At 41.2% G+C, this 17,539-nt stretch carries 18 protein-coding genes; 4 read left to right on the top strand and 14 right to left on the bottom strand.

From position 1 onward, the window contains the following. Nucleotides 1-152: 152 nt before the first annotated feature. Nucleotides 153-1,103: an NAD-dependent epimerase/dehydratase family protein gene (locus ACH3Z1_RS09450; RefSeq protein ID WP_490821680.1), complete on the bottom strand. Its 951-nt coding sequence runs from the start codon at nt 1,101-1,103 to the stop codon at nt 153-155. 170 nt (nt 1,104-1,273) lie between these two features. On the opposite strand from ACH3Z1_RS09450, the gene kdsA reads away from it, so the two are divergent. Then, entirely contained in the window at nt 1,274-2,101 is an 828-nt protein-coding gene (gene kdsA, locus ACH3Z1_RS09445) for a 3-deoxy-8-phosphooctulonate synthase (protein WP_490821679.1), read from the top strand. Between the two features lie 86 nt (nt 2,102-2,187). Here the strand turns inward: kdsA and ACH3Z1_RS09440 are convergent, their stop codons facing one another. After that, nucleotides 2,188-2,409, bottom strand: a complete 222-nt coding sequence (locus tag ACH3Z1_RS09440) for a PspC domain-containing protein (RefSeq protein ID WP_294994929.1) — start codon at nt 2,407-2,409, stop codon at nt 2,188-2,190. 286 nt (nt 2,410-2,695) lie between these two features. On the opposite strand from ACH3Z1_RS09440, the gene ACH3Z1_RS09435 reads away from it, so the two are divergent. Further along, entirely contained in the window at nt 2,696-4,963 is a 2,268-nt protein-coding gene (locus tag ACH3Z1_RS09435) for an aconitate hydratase (protein ID WP_490821678.1), read from the top strand. Between the two features lie 94 nt (nt 4,964-5,057). Here ACH3Z1_RS09435 and ACH3Z1_RS09430 read toward each other — a convergent pair whose 3' ends face one another. The 8 genes from ACH3Z1_RS09430 to ACH3Z1_RS09395 all read right to left on the bottom strand — a co-directional run bounded on the left by ACH3Z1_RS09430 (nt 5,058) and on the right by ACH3Z1_RS09395 (nt 9,831). Further along, nucleotides 5,058-5,504, bottom strand: a complete 447-nt coding sequence (locus ACH3Z1_RS09430) for a hypothetical protein (protein WP_490821677.1) — start codon at nt 5,502-5,504, stop codon at nt 5,058-5,060. A gap of 84 nt (nt 5,505-5,588) precedes the next feature. Further along, nucleotides 5,589-6,242, bottom strand: coding sequence for an ATP-binding cassette domain-containing protein (locus ACH3Z1_RS09425; RefSeq protein ID WP_490821676.1), 654 nt, complete (start codon nt 6,240-6,242; stop codon nt 5,589-5,591). Beyond that, nucleotides 6,242-6,550 carry a hypothetical protein gene (locus ACH3Z1_RS09420; protein WP_490821675.1) on the bottom strand — a complete coding sequence of 103 codons (309 nt, stop codon included), beginning with the start codon at nt 6,548-6,550 and terminating at the stop codon, nt 6,242-6,244. The genes ACH3Z1_RS09425 and ACH3Z1_RS09420 overlap by 1 nt, the downstream gene beginning before the upstream one ends. Nucleotides 6,551-6,725: 175 nt before the next feature. Next, on the bottom strand, nt 6,726-7,229 hold the full coding sequence (locus tag ACH3Z1_RS09415; protein WP_490821674.1) for a DinB family protein: 504 nt from the start codon (nt 7,227-7,229) through the stop codon (nt 6,726-6,728). Nucleotides 7,230-7,239: 10 nt separating this feature from the next. Next, nucleotides 7,240-7,746 (bottom strand): YdeI/OmpD-associated family protein, encoded by a 507-nt coding sequence (locus ACH3Z1_RS09410; RefSeq protein ID WP_490821673.1) that lies wholly within the window; start codon nt 7,744-7,746, stop codon nt 7,240-7,242. A 151-nt stretch (nt 7,747-7,897) separates the two neighbouring features. Then, complete coding sequence (locus tag ACH3Z1_RS09405) at nt 7,898-8,392, bottom strand: DinB family protein (protein WP_490821672.1); 495 nt, start codon at nt 8,390-8,392, stop codon at nt 7,898-7,900. Between the two features lie 213 nt (nt 8,393-8,605). Continuing rightward, on the bottom strand, nt 8,606-9,295 hold the full coding sequence (locus ACH3Z1_RS09400; RefSeq protein ID WP_490821671.1) for a helix-turn-helix transcriptional regulator: 690 nt from the start codon (nt 9,293-9,295) through the stop codon (nt 8,606-8,608). A gap of 110 nt (nt 9,296-9,405) precedes the next feature. Then, the gene (locus ACH3Z1_RS09395; protein WP_490821670.1) at nt 9,406-9,831 is read right to left on the bottom strand and encodes a hypothetical protein; all 426 of its coding nucleotides are present in this window, start codon (nt 9,829-9,831) and stop codon (nt 9,406-9,408) included. A 212-nt stretch (nt 9,832-10,043) separates the two neighbouring features. Between ACH3Z1_RS09395 and ACH3Z1_RS09390 the strand changes: the two genes are divergently transcribed. Next, nucleotides 10,044-10,466, top strand: a complete 423-nt coding sequence (locus ACH3Z1_RS09390; protein ID WP_490821669.1) for a hypothetical protein — start codon at nt 10,044-10,046, stop codon at nt 10,464-10,466. 199 nt (nt 10,467-10,665) lie between these two features. On the opposite strand, the gene ACH3Z1_RS09385 is transcribed toward ACH3Z1_RS09390, so the two are convergent. The 4 genes from ACH3Z1_RS09385 to ACH3Z1_RS09370 all read right to left on the bottom strand — a co-directional run bounded on the left by ACH3Z1_RS09385 (nt 10,666) and on the right by ACH3Z1_RS09370 (nt 14,578). Beyond that, nucleotides 10,666-11,574, bottom strand: a complete 909-nt coding sequence (locus tag ACH3Z1_RS09385) for a bestrophin family protein (protein WP_490821668.1) — start codon at nt 11,572-11,574, stop codon at nt 10,666-10,668. A 31-nt stretch (nt 11,575-11,605) separates the two neighbouring features. Continuing rightward, nucleotides 11,606-12,334, bottom strand: coding sequence for a hypothetical protein (locus ACH3Z1_RS09380; protein WP_490821667.1), 729 nt, complete (start codon nt 12,332-12,334; stop codon nt 11,606-11,608). 193 nt (nt 12,335-12,527) lie between these two features. After that, entirely contained in the window at nt 12,528-13,892 is a 1,365-nt protein-coding gene (locus ACH3Z1_RS09375) for a sensor histidine kinase (RefSeq protein ID WP_490821666.1), read from the bottom strand. Further along, nucleotides 13,892-14,578, bottom strand: a complete 687-nt coding sequence (locus tag ACH3Z1_RS09370) for a response regulator transcription factor (RefSeq protein WP_490821665.1) — start codon at nt 14,576-14,578, stop codon at nt 13,892-13,894. Before ACH3Z1_RS09370 ends, ACH3Z1_RS09375 begins: the two co-directional genes overlap by 1 nt. Before the next feature lie 197 nt (nt 14,579-14,775). Between ACH3Z1_RS09370 and ACH3Z1_RS09365 the strand changes: the two genes are divergently transcribed. Beyond that, complete coding sequence (locus ACH3Z1_RS09365; protein WP_490821664.1) at nt 14,776-17,529, top strand: S9 family peptidase; 2,754 nt, start codon at nt 14,776-14,778, stop codon at nt 17,527-17,529. The last annotated feature ends 10 nt before the right edge of the window (nt 17,530-17,539 follow it).

Below are 17,539 nucleotides of genomic sequence, written 5' to 3'. Positions count from 1 at the left end.
TGATATAACAACTAATAAAAGAAGAGCCGCCATACAAGTATGGCGGCTCTTTTTGTTTACCCCCCGGTAAAGATTTGATTGATTGCAGGAATGATTCCAGTGTCAAATCGATATATATGATACCGAAAGGATGAAAAACGTTGCACCTGTTTTTATTTTTTCAGGTTCTCTAACATGTCTTTTGTCATTTTCGCCAGGTCATACTCAGGTTTCCAGCCCCAGTCGCGGGTAGCCACACTGTCATCAATACTCTGTGGCCAGCTATTGGCGATCTGCTGACGATAATCGGGCGCATAACTCATCGAAAAGCCTGGTATATGTTTAACAATCTCTGCACCTATTTCTTTGGGTGAAAAACTCATGCCCGACAAATTATAAGAGGTTCTTACCCCGATTTTATCAGTAGGCGCTTCCATCAGTTCCATAGTAGCACGAATAGCATCTGGCATATACATCATGGGTAAATACGTGTCTTCCTGCAAAAAACATTTATACTTACCGTGTTCAAGTGCTTCATGATAAATTTCCACTGCATAATCGGTCGTGCCTCCACCCGGTGCTGATTTATAACTGATGAGTCCCGGATAACGCAAACTGCGTACATCCACTCCATAGCGCTGGAAATAATAATTACACCAGAACTCACCCGCATATTTACTGATACCATACACAGTGGTCGGTTCAATAACGGTTTGTTGCGGACAATTTTGTTTGGGCGATGTTGGGCCAAACACCGCGATACTACTGGGCCAGTAAATTTTGGTCAGCTTTTCTTCCCGTGCAATATCGAGTACGTTTAATAACCCCTGCATATTAAGGTGCCAGGCCAGGTTCGGATTTTTTTCGCCTGTAGCAGAAAGAATGGCTGCGAGGAGATAAATCTGTGTAATGTTCTGACGAATCACCTGCACATGTAACATTTCCTTGTTCATTACATCCAGACTCACATAGGGGCCTGTACCTTCCAGCAAAGGATTTTGTTCACGTAAATCAGATGCGATTACATTGTTGTTGCCATATAATTTTCTCAGCGCCATCGTCAGTTCAACACCAATCTGACCCGAAGCGCCAATCACCAGTATTTTTTCTTTTTGCTGCGACATGCAATCCTGTTTTAGAGAAGCAAAGAAAGAGAAAAAAGAGGAATCTTGAGGCGTGAATGGTCAATGGTGAATCGTTAATTAAGCAGCTAATATTCACGATTCATCATTGACCATTCGTTTTTGACCATTCACGCCTCCAATTCCGTAATTTTACCCCCTAAACAAGTTTCATGATTCCAGCTTATTTGGCAGATTTATTCAGACATCAGCAATACGATTCCAATAACTTTTTCCTGATTGCAGGTCCATGTGTAGTTGAGAGTGAAGAACTGGTAATGGAAGTGGGCGATACCGTATCAAAAATTTGTGCTGATCTCGGAATTCCCTATGTGTTTAAAGCGAGTTACAGAAAAGCCAATCGTACCAGTGCATCATCGTTCACTGGTATTGGTGACGACAATGGTTTATCGCTCATTAAAAAAGTAGGTGAAACCTACAAGTTGCCCACCACATCAGATATTCATGCACACGATGAAGCAGCCATGGCCGCTCCGTTTATTGATATTCTGCAGATACCCGCTTTTCTCTGCAGACAAACTGACTTATTGATCGCCGCTGCCGATACGGGCAAAGTAGTCAACGTAAAAAAAGGGCAGTTCCTCAGTGGCCCATCCATGAAATTCGCAGTTGATAAAATAAAACTGGCCGGCAATAACCAGATCATGCTCACAGAACGTGGCACCACATTTGGCTACCAGGATCTCGTCGTAGACTATCGCAATATTCCCTGGATGCAGGAACATGGTTGCCCTGTGATTATGGACTGTACACATTCACTGCAACAACCCAACCAGACCACAGGTGTAACGGGTGGTAATCCTCAACTCATCGGTACCATTGCCAAAGCAGCCATTGCTACCGGAGCAGATGGTTTATTCATAGAAACCCACCCCAACCCCGCCGTAGCCAAAAGCGATGGCGCTAATATGTTGAAACTTGATTTGTTGAAACCGTTGTTGGAACAGTTGGTGAAACTTAGAGGAGCAGTTAAACAGTAGAACAGAGAAACAGAAGAACAGAGAAATTTCCAGCTTAACTAACATTGGAAATTTCTCTGTTCCTCTGTTTGATATTCCTCTGTTTTTCACCAGTTCCTCAACGGATTTCTCCTGCCTGCGAGGATATAATTTTTGATATTGATCCAAAATGCAAGGATCATGTAAATGATAACGGGTGATCCCATGGTGAGAAAAGAAATATAGATAAACCACATCCTGATTCTGGAGCTGGCGATACCCAGTTTTTCACCCATGGCAGTACAAACACCGAATGCCCTCAGTTCAAGAAATTCTCTGATTTTTTGCATACAAGACTGTTGTTAAAGGGGGCTTTGTCTGCAAATTAGAAAATTTTGGCGAAAAAGGAGGTAATCCATGGTCGATAGACCATAGTTCATGGTAAAAAACCTCCTGACAATTAACGATCAACCATGGACTATAGACTAGAAGCTATCTCCTTTTTTCGTAAATTCGCAGCCTCAGAGGTATAATATTGATTGAACCCTGTTTCAGGCCCTCAATCTGCCATCTGACATCTGAGATCTGACATCAGAGATCAGACATCCCAAATCATACATCTAAAATTAATATTCCATGGCATTTGACATTGAAATGATCAAGAAAGTGTACGCTGAGATGCCCGCTAAGGTTGATGCAGCACGTAAGGCGCTGGGACGCCCGCTTACCCTGTCGGAGAAGATTCTTTTTGCACACCTGCACAAAGATCAGCAACTGAGTAATTTTGAAAGAGGCAAATCATATGTTGATTTTGCCCCCGACCGCGTAGCCATGCAGGATGCAACGGCGCAAATGGCATTGTTGCAGTTTATGCAGGCCGGCAGACCTAAAGTAGCCGTTCCTTCCACTGTACACTGCGATCACCTCATTACTGCTAAACTGGAAGCTAAAAAAGACCTTGAAGTAGCCAATGCAGAAAGCAAAGAAGTGTACGACTTCCTCGCTTCTGTATCCAATAAATATGGCATCGGTTTCTGGAAACCGGGTGCTGGTATTATTCACCAGGTAGTATTGGAAAACTATGCATTTCCCGGTGGTATGATGATTGGTACCGACTCTCACACGGTGAATGCCGGTGGTTTGGGTATGATTGCCATTGGTGTAGGTGGTGCCGATGCCTGCGATGTAATGGCCGGTTTACCATGGGAACTGAAATGGCCCAAACTGATTGGTGTTAAATTAACAGGCAAACTGAGTGGCTGGACAGCTCCTAAAGATGTGATCCTGAAAGTAGCAGGTATTCTCACCGTAAAAGGTGGAACCGGTGCCATCGTAGAATATTTTGGTGAAGGTGCCAGCGCCATGAGCTGTACCGGTAAAGGAACCATCTGTAATATGGGTGCCGAAATTGGTGCCACCACTTCAACATTTGGTTACGATGAAAGCATGAGCCGTTACCTCAAAGCAACAGGTCGTGAAGAAGTTGCGGCTATGGCAGACAAAGTAAAAGATTCGCTCAATGCAGATCCTGAAGTGTATGCTTCTCCTGAAAAATATTTCGACCAGGTAATAGAAATTAACCTCAGCGAACTCGAGCCACACCTGAATGGTCCATTCACACCAGATTTAGCTACGCCTATTTCCAAAATGAAAGAAATGGCCGCCGCCAACGGATGGCCTACCAAAGTTGAAGTAGGCTTAATTGGTAGCTGTACCAACAGTTCTTATGAAGACATTAGTCGTGCTGTAAGTTTAGCACGCCAGGTAAAAGAAAAAGGACTGAAAACAAAAGCACAATACACCATTACACCCGGTAGCGAACAGGTTCGTTATACCATTGAGCGTGATGGCTTCCTCGATATTTTCGGAGAAATTGGTGCCACTGTTTTTGCCAATGCCTGCGGACCCTGTATCGGTATGTGGGATCGTGTGGGTGCCGAAAAAGCAGAACGCAATACCATCGTTCACTCTTTCAACAGAAACTTTGCGAAACGTGCCGATGGCAACCCAAATACACTGGCATTCGTAGCATCACCAGAATTGGTAACTGCTTTAGCGATTGCAGGTGATCTTACTTTTAATCCAATTACCGATACACTCACCAATGAAAAAGGAGAACAGGTTAAACTGGATGAACCTACTGGTCAGGAATTACCACAGCGTGGTTTTGCCGTTGAAGATGCGGGTTACCAGGCTCCTGCTGCTGATGGAAGTGGCGTACAGGTAGCGGTTGATCCGGCTTCTAAACGTTTACAATTACTTGATCCGTTTGCAGCCTGGGAAGGAACAGACCTGAAAGGATTGAAACTCCTCATCAAGGCAAAAGGTAAATGTACGACTGACCATATTTCGATGGCAGGTCCATGGCTGAAGTTCCGCGGGCACCTTGATAATATCAGTAACAATATGCTGATTGGTGCTGTGAATTTCTACAATGAAAAAACAGATCTCGTTAAAAACCAGTTGACTGGTGCATATGGTCCCGTACCAGCCACACAGCGTGCTTATAAAGCAGCCAATATTGGTTCTATCGTAGTAGGTGATGAAAACTATGGTGAAGGTTCTTCTAGGGAACATGCAGCCATGGAGCCACGTCACTTGGGTGTTCGTGCCATCCTCGTAAAATCATTTGCCCGTATCCACGAAACCAACCTGAAAAAACAGGGTATGCTGGCATTGACTTTTGCAGATAAAAACGATTACGAAAAAATACAGGAAGACGATACCATCGATATTGAAGGTCTTACTTCATTTGCACCGGGTGAGCCATTAACCGTTGTATTACATCATGCAGATGGTTCTTCTGACCGTATCAGCGTAAACCACACATACAACCAACAACAAATTGAGTGGTTTAAAGCGGGTGGTGCGTTGAATATTATACGTAAGCAGGTGGCGGGTTAATTTACCAACCTCTTTCAATACTAAAAATCCCACGGCATTTTTGTCGGGGGATTTCTATTTATTAGTGTCACTTATTTATAAGTAAACTGAAATCTTAAGTATGTGCTGAATAACCAATCAAGTTTGTAATAAACAAGAGTATAAAAACTATAGCAAAAGTGATAAATAAAAGATTCATCCCAATTTCGCCAATCCGGAATATTATTTTCTTAGGTATTTGATACATCGGATAATAAGCAAACTGCGTAATGACTTTTCCTGTCCAATAAGCAGCAATCAAGCCAGTAATTGCTACTGCAAGCCCGGTCTGATTCTTTAATTCATCGGTCAGAAGCAGAGATATTAAACCAAAAGAAAAATTTAATCCCTGAATATATCGGCCATATGTTTTAGCTATTTCCTGATTTAAGGGTTTTAGTTTTTTGATATCATTATACCAGTCAAACACAACATGGCGTATGTATGGATAAATAATAGCTGTAAACATTTGCCCGACTGCTCCTATTATTATTACCCAATTGGGAACATCAAAGTTTTTCATTTGAAAACGATGTATAGTTATTTAAGATGAAAGATAATACTAAATGTAGTCCATAAAAAACACACTTACACACGGAAGTACCAATCATTCCACCTTTGCATACCCGAGCCTTTCAATATCTTCCATACTCCCAGTTAAATGAGTTCTTCCATTTGCCAGCACATACAGATTGTCGCAAACATCAACCACATGTTTATACATATGATCTGTAATAAGTAAACCCTTTTGTTTTTTCTCTTCCCGCATTAGTTCTTTTACCTTTTCAATTTGAATGGGATTCAAATGTGTAAAAGGTTCATCCAGCAAGGCGAACTGAGACCTGGTTTTCAGTATCACATAAAGCTCGACCAGTCTGCGTTCTCCGCCTGACAGACTTCCCAATGCAGTTGAGTACTTTGAAGCAAATTCAGGAAACTGTTGCTCAAATACGGAATAACTCAATTCAAAATCTTTGAATACTCTTTTCAGAGAAAATCGTCCGGGAATAAAATTGAATTGCGGGAGATACGATATTAAATCGGGCTGTCTGAAAGCAAACTTTTGAGGTACATGATCAAACCGAACCGATTTTTCACAAACAAGACTACCGTAGATAATGTTCATCAGACAGCTCTTGCCTTGTCCATTTCTCCCCAGGAGTCCGGTTATTTTCCCTGTCTCACATTTCAAATACACACTGGATAAGATTTTTCTCCCATTAAACTCCAGTTCAATACCATCTGCTTCCAGTATATGCATCACCTAATTTTATTCATGAGAATAATGAGGAATAAAAAAATGGCTAGATCAAAAAAGAGTGATACAGTCCAGATTACCACTTTAGAAATACCCAGGTTGAAATAATAGTAATACCATTTCCTATAATAACTGTTGACAAAATAATAAGTGAGTGCCAGTGTGAGTATTTTAAACCAGAAAATAGCCATAAAACTACTAAACCCATTGCTCCAGAAAATACTTAGACAACAAATAGTAATTACGATGGAAGCCAGTAGAAAGTTCTGGTAGAAGCTGCCAATAAGCCGTATCGTTTTGAGCAATTGCATTTTTAGGTTAGAAGGTTTAATTATTCGCCCAAATAGCTACCTGATAAAAGCAAGTGAGAGATAAACGACCGCTCACTTGCTTATTGGTAAGATACTCATATAAACTTATTTAGACCATGCAGAATACAGAAACGAATTGTTAAAAGAAAGTAAATTGACGCTATGTTAGGAATGGTTACTTCGCTTGCTGCCGCATCACATTCCAAAAATTATAGTCCAGCATCGGCGCTTTTGAGATACCTACATTATGCCCAATCGTAACAATCTGACCACGATGATAGGTTGTATGAATCATCAGGTGTTGCAGGTATTCATACTTCGGGAAATTCGATGAAAACCATTCCGATTCTATTAAACGGGGTTCATTCATGGCTTCGATATTTTCTTTTACATAGCTTGCTAAAATTTTAGCTTCGTTCAGCAAGTTTTCAATTTCAACTTGAACATCTACGTCCGTAGCCATATAATCAAACGCTGGTGTTGGCGTTTCGCGAATCATGGATGACCAGTATAATTGAGTGTCGCTGATATGTTTCAGGGTTTTGGCGATACTGCTAAAACTCGACGGGCAGTCTTTTTCCAACAATGCTTCCGGATAATTTTTTAACCAGTTCACCAATTGTTCAGTTACCCAAATATTATAATCAACACTGTTTGTCATGGATGTTTGTAAGCTCATTGTATTTTATTTAGTTGTTAATAAATGGTTCTCTTCCAATAAATTTATTTCTGCCTTCTAAAAAGCCAATTGCTTTTATAATATTTTCAGCTATACTATTCTCGCGTTTTAGAAAAGATATATACCTGATCATTTCTTTTTGTACAGAAGGAGGCAAATTATCGAATGCTTTTTTTGCTTCTCTATTATCATTCAAAGCTTGCACAAACCCAGGGTGCGGTTTTATTAGCCTTTCGATTGGGTCAAACGCTATTGAGAGTTTAAGCATTTCTCCAATTCGCCTTGGTGAATTTTTAAGCATGCCTGAATTAATATAGAGCCGCCATTCATCCCGGTATTTCACCAATGATTGCTTAAAGGATTTCTCTCCAATTGTAACTATTACAGGAATAGCCCCTTTATCTGTTTTTGCTTGACCAAAAATAGATTTTAAGATTTTATCGGGTAAAAAAACAAACGGATTCATCCCAATTATTTCTAAAACGGCTGAAAATGTATAAATCTTTGTAGTACTCATTTTATAGTAGTCATTCTGTTCGTTAAACTTCGGCATTAAATGCACACAATTAATGTGAGCAGAAATATAAAACAGTTAATTTCTTAGGTAACACAGCGTTTATCATTATGCTAATTAATCCCCCGACATATTTAGCCGGGGGATTTTCGTTCTACATATGCTCATCCGCACTCGGACCGTAACTACCCGGTATTGGTATATCCAGTAAGCGCAGGTAAACACCCAGTTGTGCCCTGTGGTGTATAATCTGGCTCAATGTGCTGCGCAGAAAACTATACTTGGTTTCCACCGTATAAATCTGTTCGCCATTGCGGAGTGTCCAGTTTTTTGATAGGTTGGAAGGGTCAGCATTTTTCAGTTCCTCACGTCCTTCTTTCAGACTGGCATCAAAATACGCAATAAGATCTGCCGTGTTTTCAATGATCTTAGGGCTGTAAGGGTGCAATCCAAAATCAAGTTCATCTGAGTTTAGAACCATACCAATCCATGTAGGCAGTTCAGCCGTGTGGGTGGCCAGTTGCTGAAGGGTCATACTTTTAGAATGGGGTTTCCACTGGTATTTGTCGTTGGGTACCAGGGCCAGCATTTTACGGGTTACTACTGCTTCGTTTTCCAGTTCCTGCTGGAAGGCTTGAATGATTGTCATAATTGATTGTTTTAATTGATAACACAAAACAACCGATGGGTACTGACAACCCTATGGCAGCCGGTTTGAAAAAAGTTTAGGGCATAGATTGGGGTATAAAACAGAGGAATAAGGAACATGAAATAAGGAATGAGAAAGGAATATTTTGTTGTTACATAGAAAAGACACCCACTTCCTGATTTCTTATTCCATATTCCTTATTCCTCTGTTCCCTCAGTATTCTACCGGAATATCTTTCATGTAGCTGTCGAGCGAAATATGTTTCCGGTGAATAAACGGAGTGTCGGTATTGGTGAGTTTCTGGATACGGGCCACTTTAAAATCGCGGTAGCCATTTCTTTTATGGCACCAGGCAATCAGGTGCCAGGCCAATGCATAAAATATCAACCCAATGGGTTCTACTTTCCGCACACTGGGTTCCTGGTTTTTGTTGAGGTAGGCAATCTGAATCATGGTGCGTCCGGTAATGGCTTCCTGCAACACGGAGAGATAGGATACCTGTAAAGTCATACACTCCGGCACATGCAAACGAATACGTGATGCCAGTGTTTCCAGTTTTTCCTGCTGGGTCGACTGTAATACATTTTTCACTTTATTCAATGCACTGGAATAATTTTTCTGGATAGACCGGTCTGAAAAACCATTGACTACTGCTTCCATAAGTAATAGCGCATTGGCTTCTTCGCTTGTAAAAGAAACAGGCGGCAGGAAATAACCATTCACAATAAAATACCCCCTGCCCTGCTCAAAACTTACGGGCACACCGGATTCGTTCAGTGCTTTTATATCGCGGTATACGGTTCTTACGCTGAGGTTGAATTTTTCTGCAATCTTTTCTGCCGGCACATATTTTTTTGATTGCAGAAAAGTGAGGATGCTAAACAGGCGGTCGATGCGGTTCATAACAGAATATAAAATCGGAAGATAGACACTCATACCTGTTTGCCGAAACCGGTCAACAAAAAAAGCGATCCGTACGGATCGCTTTTTAGATGTGCGTTCTATTCTACTGATCAGGCTTTTTTGCCCATACCATTTACCCAGCCAACAACAGCACCTGTGATGGCACCTAATACAGCCGAAGCTGCAATATCAACCCATACACCATTTAATGCCAGGATATTAGATGTTCCATACATGGTAAGGTCAAAAGCAGCTCCCATGATCAAGCCAATAACCGCACCAGCAGAAAGTCCGGCCGACAGTGTACTGATATTGGCCCAACGGTTGAAAATGTAAGAATACAGAATACCAGTAAGCAGGTTACCGGCAACCAGCGCCCACCATACCATATCGGCTTCAGCTCGCATTACACCAGTGGCGGTACCACTGTTTTGGGCCATAAAATCCATTAACAACATTCCATAAATAAGCCATCCTGCAAAGAATGCAGCAATTCCTCCGGCAATACCGGAAATCAACATTTTTGTGGTGTTCATAAGCAATCGTTTTAAGGGGGATAATAATTTATTCCTACAAAATAGAAAGCAGCTTGCGTATATGCAAGCTTTTACCTCCTGAAACCTACCTCTGTTCACAACGCGGGGATAACTATAAAAAACAACCTTCACAAACAATTATCTTTCAAACCCGTGTTTAACCATCATCTCTGCCTATTTTCACGGCTTTAAGAAAATGCTGATTACTGCCTATGACACTCAAGATTTTAACCGTTGCCGGTCTTGCCACTTTTGAAATTTATGCCGCCATTCCAGCCGGCTTTGCTTTTGGACTGCCCGCCTGGGTTATTTTCCTGGCCAGCCTGATAGGTGGACTGGTGGGTGTATTTGTAGCTACTTTTTTAGGTGATAAAATCAAAACCTTTCTTGCCAAATATCGTAAACCCAAACCTGAGAAACCAAAAACAGGGCTTATCTATACCATCTGGGAAAAATATGGGATCATTGGTCTGGGTTTCTTCGGTACCATGACCGTTGGCGCTCCCGTAAGTATTGGTGTAGGTGTGGGTTTTAATGTACCCTTACAAAAATTACTGGTATGGTGTTGTCTTGGTGTATTTACCAGGTGTGCACTGTTTACGGCTATTGGATATTATGGATTGAAGTTGTTTTAGAGAAGTCCGGGAGACGGGAAGACCGGAAGTCTGAAAGATTTTTTTATATACAAGACCTCCGTGTAACGCTGTGTCATACTCTGTGAAACTCCGTGGTTAACCACAGAGGTAACGGAGTACGGCACAGAGTTACACAGAGGTCTTACTATTTTCATCCTACTTTCGGTCTTACGGACTTTCTGTCTTTCGGACTCCTCCCCTACATCAAATAATACTTCTCCGCAACCATTCTCTCCGGCACATCTTCATCATTGATCATCTGTCGCAGGTTTCTTTCAATACCTCTTGATATGGCCATCATCGGCGTATCGGTTGGACGGTTTTCGAACGGATCCTGCAGGTGTACGGCCATTCTTTCAATCAGTAAAAAGAAAGATGCAAGAATGGTGACCAGCGGAATTTCTATTGCCCCTACATATTCAATGACACCAAAAGGTAATAAGAGAATAAAAAAATAAAGGGCGAAATGAATATAGAGACTATAGGTCATCGGGAATACGGTGTTCTTGATTCGCTCACATTTCCCCATGGCATCACATAATCTGCTGAGTGTATCGTCAAGCTCTACCTGCTGAAATTCATTGATCCATCCTTCTTCCAGTGCCAGTTTCAGATCCTTTGCATGCAGGTTCAGTAAGGCATATGGAACGCTGTCGTGATTTTTCACAAAAGCGATTTCTTTTTTGGTAAGTAACCTTGCAGAACCTTCAAGAGGATCGAGCCCACGTAAACTTTTTCCAAGACTATAACACCATGCTATTTGCCGGTTCACAAAACGATCGATAAAATGTTTTTTCTCCGGGTCGTTGTATCCTGTTTGTACAAAACACAATAACTGTCTGGTAAGTGTTCTGGAATCATTGACAATAGAACCCCAGATGATTCTGGCCTCCCACCACCTGTCGTATGCCTGGTTCGAACGGAATGCCAGCAACAATGACAACACTGTACCCAGAATAGTTGGCACCCCTAATGGTATGGAGAGTTCATGAATATTGTATTCCTTACTCAGGTACCAGATGGTAGATGTGTACAATGAAATGAGAACGATCTCATATTTAATTTTACCCAGTATATACTTTACCGGAACTTTTCCCTTCAATAACATAACGTCTGCTTTTCAATTGCTTTTAATCTGATCAGATGGTCAACAACAACAGTGATACATTGGATTGCATGAGTATTCGTTCCAGTCTTTGTTCACGCATAAAATAGCTGGACAGCTTACCCATTTTTACGGTTGGAATATCTTTAGACTGCATCATATCTGAAAACCCTGATAATTTTTTTTCTACTGCATTAAACTGATAAACCAGCGCTTCAGGAATCTCGTTTGCTCTATCTTTTGTGGCATTGATCAATGAAACAGCTTCAGACATTTCGCGGGCTGTATGGTAGGCTCTTGTTTGTGGTTGCAATAACTCTTCTGATATGTTGGCCAGATCAGATTTTGCGATATACATGATCGGACAACGGGAGCGGCATAACATTCTGAACACATCAAGGTTCAGTTCCTTGCGTGCTTCCTGCCATTCTTCGCGTGAATAAAAAACCATATCCGCGCCAAACTCCTGTATATATTGTTTGAATACTGCCGGAGAATCACCATAAATTCTGTCGATGCTATAACCTTTTACCACTTGTACATGTTCAGCTTCTATTGCCTTTATACTATTGAGTGAATTTTCTGAAAAAATATAGCCATCGGGCTGTCTACCCAATGTTAAAAGATCACTTTCGTTGTCTGGTATGGGTACCACCTGCAGGAATGTACAGTGAAAACCTTCATTACTGTACAATTTTGCGGCCAGTCGAAACAGATGTACCGCATGTTCTGTGCATCTCGTCGGAATAATAATCTTTTTCATACCTGTTTGATTTTTGATGATTAAAACGATGATTCGTGATAAAAAGCAAAACTAGCTGGCAGGTATTGGAGCGATCTAAGGATACAATTAAGAAGCAGTTAGAAGTTTCTAAGAATGGTATTAGAAATGCCCGGAAATTCTAATGCCGCTCTAACAACATTTTTAAAAAGTTGAAAAACAGGCTCTTAAGCTGTTAAGACTGAATAGGGAAACGCATTTCGGCCCTTGTACCAGCCCCTTCCATGGAAGTGAATTTAATTTCACCCCTATGTATACGGATGATTTTCTGCGCAAGTGGAAGACCCACCCCATAGCCCTTATATGCAGTAGTATTGGATGCCCTGAAGAAGGGATCGAATATATAACGTAGTTCTTTTGGGGGAATACCAATACCACGGTCTTCTACCACGAGTATACATTGTTTTTCCGTTGCCCGCAACGATATCGTCACCTTTCCGTTATCGGAATATTTACAGGCATTTTGAACCACATTCGTAATAGCCAGTTTTAATAAGTTCAGGTTACCGAATATCGTGATCCTTGATTCATCATCAGGTAACTCTTCAAAATTGATATGGATATGGTTTTGAGGATCAGTAAAATCTACCAGTTTTTTTACAGACAATACCAGCTCATCTAGTCTGATATGTCCCATAAATTCTTCGTTCACGCTATTACCTGCCTGTGCCAGCTCAAGCAAGCTCGTGGTGAGATGGTGTAACTGATCAGCTTCCCGTGCTATCACAGCCAATGCCTGCTGGTATTCTTCTGCGTTTCTCTCCTTATCAAGCGCCAGCTCTGCTTCTCCAATAATGGCAGTGAGCGGTGTCCGGAGTTCATGAGAAAGTTTGTTCACAAAATTTCTTTGTGTTTCGAATGAAGTCTCCAGCCGGTCGAGCATATCATTAAAAGTTTGTGTGAGACCCGCTATTTCTCCTTTTCCGCTCTGCTCTGGTAAACGCATGTCCAGATTCGATGCACTGATTTTTTTTACCCGGCTGATCATATTGGAGATAGGGTTTACAATTTCTGCAGAAAAAAGAAGTCCCACAACAAATACAATAATGACAGATAACAATATTCCCAGGAAAAGATTCTGGCGCATATCTTTCATGGCCTGTTCACCTGACTCATTCCTTGCAGACATCAGTACAGTAAATTTTTTTCCTTCGTGGATATAAGGAATCGCTACATAGTAGACTTTATCGATGATAAATTGTACTCTTACATTTTGTGTCATCTGGTTTTCGAAACCAATCGGCAGTATGATACCCTGCTTTTTTAATGAATCTCTGTTGGGCAGGTTATCAAAAAAATATTCGCGCTCTTCGGGCAGACGTTGCAAATGTTTCTCTCTGATTTCATTGTACACGGTGACACTTAATGTCTCTTCCTCATAATGCGCCTGTGCTGCAATACCTCCGCGAACAGATAACCGATGAAAAAATTCTTTCTGGACAGATTTACTGCTGAAATGATAAATAAAAATACTCAGCATCAGGATAATGCCGCCCGTAAGTATGGTAAAAAGCGTAGTGATCTTATTGCGGATATTCATCAGGCACTCTCCTTCATCATATAACCCATACCAATCATCGTATGAATGAGTTTGCTGTCACGGCTTTTATCTATTTTCTTTCGCAGGTAGTTCACATAAACATCTACCACATTGGTACCCAGATTAAAATCAATATCCCATACATTTTCCAGTATCTCCATACGCGAAAGTACACGCGACTGGTTCTTCATAAAAAACTCGAGTAATTTATATTCTGTAGAGGTAAGTGAAATGATTTCATCATCGCGAAGAGCCATTTTAGCATCGGTATCCAGTTTCAGGTTGGCGATTTGCAATATATGGGACTCACTCACCTGAGGTTTTCTGAAAGTTCTTCTGCCAAGCGCATTCACCCTGGCGATCAGTTCATTTATTTTGAAAGGTTTTACCATATAGTCGTCTGCACCGCTGTCTAAACCGGTTACAATATTTTCTGTGCTGCCCAAAGCGGTTAACATCAGAACGGGAACCTCAAGTCCCATCGACCTGATTTCTTTACAAATCTGTATCCCATTCATCCCCGGGAGCATGATGTCTAAAATGACCAGGTTAAACTGGTGGTCGCGAATCATCTGCAAACCAGTGTTTCCATCCATGGCCACACTCACTTCCAGCCCTTTTTCTTTGAGCCCGCGCTCAATCAATGAGATGACAGCAGCTTCATCCTCTATCAGTAAAATCTTCATGTATGGCTATTTAATCATGTGTTTATAGGGCTTCAAATCTTGCGACGATAACAAAAGATGCCCAAAAGGGTTTTCATTTTCGTTGTTTTTTAACAAAAAATTTGCCGGAAATGGGATTTGTCACTCTTTTTTCAAATTATACGTCTTATCAGATAAAGGCTCATTTTTTATTATCTTGTCCGGATAAAACTAACAACATGAGGTATTCGCTATTACTGCTTCTGGTCATTTTTTCCGTGACCTGTTCAACAACCTATGCACAGCAGAAAAAACAACTCACTGCTGCTGATTACGGGAAATGGCAACAGATTGGCAGCACCGATTTGTCGCCCGATGGTAACTGGGTAGGCTACCAGATTTCTATCCAGGAAGACAATGACACACTCTTTATCGTTAACCGCAAAACAAATAAAGTATATAAACTGGAATTTGCTACCAGTTTTGAATTTTCCGGCGATAACCAATGGGTGGCTTACCGCATTGGTATCCCTTTTAAAGAGGCGGAAAAATTACGTGAACAGAGCAGACTCGTTGAATACAAAATGGGATTACTCAACCTTGCTACCGGCAAAAAAGAAGTAGTGCAGAATATCAATCGTTTTGGTTTTTCAAAAGACGGCAAATTTCTTGCCGTATACCTTGCCCCTCCGAAAGAGCATAAAGACAAAGGCAGTGTTTTACTGGTAAAAAATCTGGTCGATGGCACCACACATACCATTGGCAATGTAACTGAATATGCATTCAACAAAAAAGCCGATTATCTCTCTTATATCGTTGAATCAGCCAATACAGCAGGTAATGCGGTAGAATTGCTGAACCTGAAAAATTACAGCCTGAAAATCATTGCAAGCGATACATTGAAGTTCTCCAAACTCAACTGGCATCGTGAAGGTGATGGTTTTGCCTTCTTTAAAACTTTTAAAAACAAAGATTATGAAGAAGAAAGCGCTACTGTTCATGGTTACGTAAACCTGTACAATAACCCTTCACTCAAAACATTCGACCCGCAACAGACAGCAGCTTTCCCCAAAGACATGCGTGTACACAATGGGAGTACCCCAAGATTAAGTGATGACCTGAGCGCACTCTTTTTTGGCATTAAAACATGGACTGCCAAACCCAAAAAAGAAGAAAAAAAGTCGGGCGACAGTTCCAAACAAGCTCCTAAACCTGTTGCCAAACCCGATGATAAATTAGCCGCTGTAGATATCTGGCACTGGAAGGATCCTGAGATTCAACCCAGACAGAAAATTACTTTTGGTCAGGATAAGGAAGCGAGTTATTTATCTGTATGGAATATTGGCAGTAACCAGTTTCTGCAACTGGCCAAAGAAAATACACCTATTGCCCTGTTAAGTGGCAACCAAGCCTTTGCTATTACTTCCACCAATAATAAATACAAACCTGCATTCAAGGAAGACTATGCCGATTTCTACCTTGTAAATACCAAAACAGGAGAAGAAAAATTACTGTACGAAAAAATGCTTTCCGGATTTTTTACCGGTCCGCAATCATCACCTGATGGTAAATACCTGTATTTCTTCCGCGACAAGAACTGGTGGATCTACAATATTGCCACTCAGCAAACCAGCAACCTAACCCAAAATATCAAGACTGCTTTCTGGAACACCAGGGATGACCATACTGCCAGCAAACCCCCGTTTGGCATGGGTGGCTGGTTAAAAAATGACAAGGAAGTATTACTGTATGATGAATACAATATCTGGGCGCTGAAACCTGATGGGAGTGCTGCCAGAAAAATTACCAATGGTGAGAAAGACGAGATCACACACCGTGTAACCAGAACAGATTTTGAATACCCATATCTCGATGACAGCAAGCCCATTTACATTTCTTTGTATGGCGACAAAACAAAGAAATTCGGTTATGCCAAACTGGAGAATAACAATATACAACTGCTGATCTATGAAAACCTTTCTGTGGGTCGTCTCACGAAAGCCGCTGAAGCGAATAGTTTCAGCTTTGTAAAACAGGATTATAACCTGTCGCCGGAACTATATGCTACGGATGATTTCAGTAACAATAAAAAAATTACGGGTACAAATCCCCAGCAAACCGATTTTTACTGGGGTAAAAGTGAACTGGTAAATTTCACCAGTAAGAAAGGAAAAAAAATGCAGGGTGCTTTGTTTTATCCTGCCAATTATGAGCCTGGTAAGCAATATCCGATGATTGTCTATATCTATGAACTCTTATCCAATACAGTACATGGTTATGTTACACCATCTGAACGCAGTGCTTACAATACCACTAATTATACCAGCAATGGTTATTTTGTATTCAGGCCCGATATTATTTATGATACCAACGAACCAGGTATGAGTGCTGTTAACTGTGTGGTACCTGCAGTAGAAGAAGTGTTGAAAACAGGTATGATCGATAAAACCAAAGTAGGTTTAATGGGTCATAGCTGGGGTGCATACCAGACTTCTTTCATCATTACACAAACAGATATTTTCAAAGCAGCCTGTGCAGGCGCTCCTTTAACAGACCTTATCAGTATGTCTTTATCAATCTACTGGAACACGGGCACACCTGACCAGAAAATTTTTGAAACCAGTCAGGGGCGTTTTGATGGTCCGTGGTATGAGCGTACGCAGGAACATATCCGCAACTCTCCCATGTTTAATGCTGCTAAAATAAAAGCACCTTTACTCGTTGCATTTGGTGATAAAGACGGGGCTGTTGACTGGCACCAGGGTATTGAAATGTATGGTACCATGCGCAGGATGGAAAAACCGCATGTAATGCTGGTGTATGCGGATGAAAATCATGGACTGGCCAAAAAAGAAAACCAGATTGATTACCAGAAACGCCAGCGCGAATGGTTTGAACATTATCTTTTGGGCAAACCAGCAGAGAAATGGATCATTGATGGTATCAGTTATATGGACAAAATGAAAGCCAGGGAAAAACCCGCTGTACAATAAGATTAAAAAT

It is taken from the genome of Sediminibacterium sp. FW305-C-49 (genome assembly GCF_058231085.1).
Note: the sequence above shows the minus strand (reverse complement) of the source record. Positions and strands in the feature narration are given on the sequence as shown.

Coding starts and splice junctions, on each gene's coding strand:
- ACH3Z1_RS09450 (WP_490821680.1), bottom strand. CDS start 1,103: ATGTCGCAGCAAAAAGAAAAAATACTGGTGATTGGCGCTTCGGGTCAG.
- kdsA (WP_490821679.1), top strand. CDS start 1,274: ATGATTCCAGCTTATTTGGCAGATTTATTCAGACATCAGCAATACGAT.
- ACH3Z1_RS09440 (WP_294994929.1), bottom strand. CDS start 2,409: ATGCAAAAAATCAGAGAATTTCTTGAACTGAGGGCATTCGGTGTTTGT.
- ACH3Z1_RS09435 (WP_490821678.1), top strand. CDS start 2,696: ATGGCATTTGACATTGAAATGATCAAGAAAGTGTACGCTGAGATGCCC.
- ACH3Z1_RS09430 (WP_490821677.1), bottom strand. CDS start 5,504: ATGAAAAACTTTGATGTTCCCAATTGGGTAATAATAATAGGAGCAGTC.
- ACH3Z1_RS09425 (WP_490821676.1), bottom strand. CDS start 6,242: ATGCATATACTGGAAGCAGATGGTATTGAACTGGAGTTTAATGGGAGA.
- ACH3Z1_RS09420 (WP_490821675.1), bottom strand. CDS start 6,550: ATGCAATTGCTCAAAACGATACGGCTTATTGGCAGCTTCTACCAGAAC.
- ACH3Z1_RS09415 (WP_490821674.1), bottom strand. CDS start 7,229: ATGAGCTTACAAACATCCATGACAAACAGTGTTGATTATAATATTTGG.
- ACH3Z1_RS09410 (WP_490821673.1), bottom strand. CDS start 7,746: ATGAGTACTACAAAGATTTATACATTTTCAGCCGTTTTAGAAATAATT.
- ACH3Z1_RS09405 (WP_490821672.1), bottom strand. CDS start 8,392: ATGACAATCATTCAAGCCTTCCAGCAGGAACTGGAAAACGAAGCAGTA.
- ACH3Z1_RS09400 (WP_490821671.1), bottom strand. CDS start 9,295: ATGAACCGCATCGACCGCCTGTTTAGCATCCTCACTTTTCTGCAATCA.
- ACH3Z1_RS09395 (WP_490821670.1), bottom strand. CDS start 9,831: ATGAACACCACAAAAATGTTGATTTCCGGTATTGCCGGAGGAATTGCT.
- ACH3Z1_RS09390 (WP_490821669.1), top strand. CDS start 10,044: ATGACACTCAAGATTTTAACCGTTGCCGGTCTTGCCACTTTTGAAATT.
- ACH3Z1_RS09385 (WP_490821668.1), bottom strand. CDS start 11,574: ATGTTATTGAAGGGAAAAGTTCCGGTAAAGTATATACTGGGTAAAATT.
- ACH3Z1_RS09380 (WP_490821667.1), bottom strand. CDS start 12,334: ATGAAAAAGATTATTATTCCGACGAGATGCACAGAACATGCGGTACAT.
- ACH3Z1_RS09375 (WP_490821666.1), bottom strand. CDS start 13,892: ATGAATATCCGCAATAAGATCACTACGCTTTTTACCATACTTACGGGC.
- ACH3Z1_RS09370 (WP_490821665.1), bottom strand. CDS start 14,578: ATGAAGATTTTACTGATAGAGGATGAAGCTGCTGTCATCTCATTGATT.
- ACH3Z1_RS09365 (WP_490821664.1), top strand. CDS start 14,776: ATGAGGTATTCGCTATTACTGCTTCTGGTCATTTTTTCCGTGACCTGT.